The sequence below is a fragment of the Aureimonas ureilytica genome, assembly GCF_001475935.1.
Lineage (GTDB): Bacteria > Pseudomonadota > Alphaproteobacteria > Rhizobiales > Rhizobiaceae > Aureimonas > Aureimonas ureilytica_A.
This window is the reverse complement of sequence record NZ_LDQA01000096.1, coordinates 1-1,817: the sequence shown is the minus strand read 5'-3', so window position 1 is coordinate 1,817 and position 1,817 is coordinate 1. Positions and strand designations below refer to the sequence as shown.

General features: G+C 66.6%; 3 protein-coding genes. All 3 read left to right on the top strand.

The window, feature by feature from the left end; translation table 11 throughout:
• Positions 1–218, top strand: a 218-nt coding sequence (locus NS365_RS22590; protein ID WP_244498537.1) for a Wadjet anti-phage system protein JetA family protein, incomplete at its 5' end; no start/stop codon positions are given.
• Positions 208–975 carry a DUF4194 domain-containing protein gene (locus NS365_RS22585; protein WP_244498536.1) on the top strand — a complete coding sequence of 256 codons (768 nt, stop codon included), beginning with the start codon at positions 208–210 and terminating at the stop codon, positions 973–975. The genes NS365_RS22590 and NS365_RS22585, both read left to right, overlap by 11 nt.
• On the top strand, positions 968–1,817 hold an 850-nt coding region (locus NS365_RS22580; RefSeq protein WP_275477568.1), incomplete at its 3' end, for an ATP-binding protein. The genes NS365_RS22585 and NS365_RS22580, both read left to right, overlap by 8 nt.

Here is a 1,817-nt window from a genome sequence, read left to right as displayed (position 1 = left end):
CCGGCCGGCCGGAAATGCGGGGCCGCGACATGCCGATCGAAAGCGTCGATGATTTCGTGGCCTTCCAGCGCCTGCGCGAAATTCCGTCGATCTTCAACGGCACGCTGGCGCGCTCCTACGAGATCGAGCTTTTGACCGAGCGCTGCTCCAACGACTGGATCACCTGTCAGGATTTCCTGATCCGCCGCCGAGGGGAGGCGAGCCGGAATGCAGCGTGAGACCGACGAATTTCGAGACATCGTGGATGGCGAATGGGCCGGCGGCCATATCGCCGGCCGCCGCCCGACCGGCGAGGAACTGACGCGCGCGCTTCAGGTCATGATCACGCGCCAATGCGTTTATTCGCACACGCCGGGCATCGGGCGGACCTATGACATGGTGCGCGCCTATCCGACGTTTTTCGAGCGCTATTTCGGCTCGCTCGGCTATCGCCTCGTGATTTCGCCGCGTGACCAGATGGTGGCGCTGTCCGTGCCCGCCGACGAGGCGCGCTATGACGGCGTGTTCGAGCGGCTGCGCAAGGACGAGACGCTGGTGCTTCTGGCGCTGCGGCTTCTCTGGGAGGAGTCGCTGCGCGCCCACGAGGTCGGCGAGGCCGGAATCGTGGACACCACCACCGACGATCTGGTGGACCGTCTCGTCACCGTCACGCAATCGCCGCCGCCGGAAGAAACGCGGCTTCTCGACATTCTGCGCATGTTCGCGCGCCACGGCGCGTTGCGGCTCGGCGAGCGGGACAGGGTGCGCCGCGTCTCCACCCTCGCCATCCTGCCGGGCATCGCCATTCTCGTGCCGGACAGCTATGTTCGCGATCTCCTGCTCTGGGCCGTCGAGCCGGCGGCCTCGGGCGAAGCCCTGAGCGAGCCGGAGGCAAGCGAAGCGCCGGAAGCGGCCAAAGCGGCGAACATGGCTTCAGCCGACACAGCCGGCCTAGCGGCGAACACGAACGAAAAGGAGGGCGAGAGCGATGTATAGTCTTTCGCGCATCTCCCTCATCAACTGGTATCTGATCGACGCCAAGGACATCGAAATCCGGGGCGAGGCTGCCTTGATCGGCCCGACGGGCGCGGGCAAGTCCTCGATTCAGGACGCGATCCAGTCCGTCATCACCGGCGTCAACCAGAACCGCCTGAACCTTAATGCCAGCGCCTCGGGCCGCTCCTCGCGCAGCGTGCTCGAATATTGCCTGGGCATGACGGGCGATCCGGCCGAAGACGGCAAGCCGCTGCGGTCCTCCTGCGAGACGATCCTCGCGCTGACCTTCCGCAACTACTACACCGAAGAGCCGATCACGGTCGGCGTCGCGCTGTCGGCGCGCCATGGCGACAGCCGCGAGGATGTGCTCTCGCGCTTCGTCATTCCGGGGCACGCCTTTTCGGTGGCCCATGTCCGGCGGCGCGTGAAGGGCGTCAGCACCATCGCGCCCTGGAGCGAGATTGCGGCCTCCCTGCGGGCCGAGCATCCCGGCATGGAGGAGTTCCGCAACTCGGCCGAGAAGTTCACCGCGCATATGCTCACGCTCATGCGCAACGGGGCGACCCCGCCCAATCCCAAGCATTTCCTGCGCGCCTTTTCCAACGCGCTGGCCTTCAAGCCGATCTTCGATCCGACGCTCTTCGTGCGCGATTTCGTGCTGGAGCCCGAGCCGCTGGATGTGGAGCGCGTACGCACCTCCATCGCGACATGGCGCGAGCTGGAGCGGCTGATCGCCGATGTCGAGGCGCGCCACAAGCACGCGCTGCGCATTGCCGATCGCTTCCGCCTTTGGGCCGGGGCGCGCCTTTCGGCCGACCGGCAGCGCTGGCGCGCCAGCGCCT

Excerpts from the sequence above, each read along its gene's own strand:
- NS365_RS22585 (WP_244498536.1), top strand. The coding sequence starts at position 208 with ATGCAGCGTGAGACCGACGAATTTCGAGACATCGTGGATGGCGAATGG.